This window comes from Bradyrhizobium sp. (genome assembly GCF_049581145.1).
Lineage (GTDB): Bacteria > Pseudomonadota > Alphaproteobacteria > Rhizobiales > Xanthobacteraceae > Bradyrhizobium.
Genome location: NZ_JBAURI010000007.1, coordinates 1 through 1,807, shown reverse-complemented (window position 1 = coordinate 1,807; position 1,807 = coordinate 1). Strand labels below are relative to the sequence as shown.

Below are 1,807 nucleotides of genomic sequence, written 5' to 3'. Positions count from 1 at the left end.
CTGCTGGACCGTGCCGGCGGCTTGCGGCCTTTCGGCGCGCTGCAACGAGCCCTTGAGCTCGGTGTAGACGTCCGTGGTCGGTCCCTCGCTCGATAGACCGTAGCCGGCCTGATAGTTTGATGGCTGGACTTGTGATTGCTGGATTTGGCCGTTATTCGAAGCCGCGTTGTTCGCCGCCATGCGCGCATCGGAGCAGCCGGCGGCGACGATCGCGAGGCCGGCAAACGCGACGATGGCGGGGATATGGCGCAATGAATGTTCCAAGATGATCCCGGGGCGCGACGATCCGCCCATGTTCTAGCGGCAATGGCAAGGCGCGGCAACCGCCAGGCGAACGAATATCGCTGGCACGCCGGCGCGAAAAGCTTCACGGCGGTGATCCATATCAGGGCTTCTCGAGCGCCGCCTGGCTTCGAGGGCGATGGCGCCGCGACGAGCCTGAAATCCCCGGACCACGTCGTGTTTCCAGAGTCCAGACGCCGAGGCGCAGCTATCGCCGCTGGGCACCATGCTGGCGCTGACGCCGGTCGAGAGTGCCCACCAGTCGGGTCATGGCACATTCACAGCCGGCATGGGCGCGGTCGGCCGCGGCGTAAAGCGAGGATGTCCCTGCACCACGGCGATGAGCGCCAGGCCAGCAAGAATCGCGATTGGGAGACCACCACGCATGTCGAATCCATAGCACGGAACCGGACATCCGGGCTGTGAAGCAGATCACCCCGGGCCATCCGCAACGTTCGGCTTGTTCTAATACCCGGCGGGCGCCATTTCGGTGGCGTCCAGATTGATGAACGGTGCCGCGGTGACCGGCGCGGGTTGAGCGACCGTCCTGCGTTCATCACGCATCCTTGCGAAGCTCGACATCCGGCTGGCCTCCACCGCGTGCCGCCTGGCGCGATGCATCGTCGCGGCGCTGGCAGAAGCGCAAAAGGCCAGCAACAGGCTCAGAACCACAACAGACCTCATGGCGTTCTCCATTTCTTGTACCAACTGAAGTGGACGGCTGATGTGCGCATGGCCACTCGTGGCACCAAGGCGGACGCGGCTTCACGATTGGTCAAATCGGCGGGATCGTGGCGGATGGCCGATGCCGCCCGCCGGAGCTTCATCTTGATGCGCGCCACCGTCTCCATGTTGCGACGCGGAGTGGTTGATGACGCACTGCCGCTGGCGGGAGATCCTCCGCTTGTGTCCAGAGCTTGCCCTCTGGATCGGCCGACAATGTCGCGGCTGTCACGGTCCGCCCCGGCTGTCGCCGACGGGAGAGCTCCTGCCCGCCGACCGCAATGCCTCCATGATTTCGTGATCAGGGTCGCGGCATCGCAGGAGTAGCGCATGAAGCTTTTGTTCGCCGCGGCAGTCGTCGCAATCGCATCGCTCAGTTTCCTGGCCGAGCCTGCCTTCGCTCAGAGCCAGGACAAGATGCCGACCATGGAACAAATGATGGACGCCAAGACTCCGGACCAGATCGAGAAGGAACGGGCGGCCGACAAGGCCTACAAGGAATCGCTGAAGAAAATACCGGATGCCAAGACGTCGTCTGATCCGTGGGGTAGCGCGCGCGGCTCGGACGCGCCCAAGACCGCAGCGAAGACCCCTGCGACGAAGAAGCCGATCGCCAAGGCCGGCGTCACCGCAAATTAGAGCCCTCCCCCGATGCCTCCTTGCGCGCGCTGGACGCGGCCGTTCGACGTTCGCCCCACGCCGGGCTCATTGTGCGATCGGGCTGATGCCGGCCATCGCGCGCTTCGAGCCGACCGCACGATCAAGCCTTGACCCTCGGATCAAACTTGCGGAAGGTAAGCGC

Annotated in this window: 3 protein-coding genes; 1 reads left to right on the top strand and 2 read right to left on the bottom strand. The window is 64.5% G+C overall.

Translation table 11 applies throughout. The annotated features are described in order from the left end of the window. Window positions 1–264 (bottom strand): hypothetical protein (locus WCB02_RS00225; protein ID WP_423955087.1); only part of this gene is annotated, 264 nt, incomplete at its 3' end. Window positions 265–747: 483 nt separating this feature from the next. Further along, window positions 748–966 (bottom strand): hypothetical protein, encoded by a 219-nt coding sequence (locus WCB02_RS00220; RefSeq protein ID WP_423955086.1) that lies wholly within the window; start codon window positions 964–966, stop codon window positions 748–750. A gap of 369 nt (window positions 967–1,335) precedes the next feature. Between WCB02_RS00220 and WCB02_RS00215 the strand changes: the two genes are divergently transcribed. Then, a complete protein-coding gene (locus WCB02_RS00215) occupies window positions 1,336–1,644 on the top strand; it encodes a hypothetical protein (protein ID WP_423955085.1) in 309 nt (102 codons plus the stop codon). Window positions 1,645–1,807 lie beyond the last annotated feature (163 nt).

What these genes read in the sequence shown, in the direction of transcription:
- WCB02_RS00220 (WP_423955086.1), bottom strand. Translation starts at nt 966, where the DNA reads ATGAGGTCTGTTGTGGTTCTGAGCCTGTTGCTGGCCTTTTGCGCTTCT.
- WCB02_RS00215 (WP_423955085.1), top strand. Translation starts at nt 1,336, where the DNA reads ATGAAGCTTTTGTTCGCCGCGGCAGTCGTCGCAATCGCATCGCTCAGT.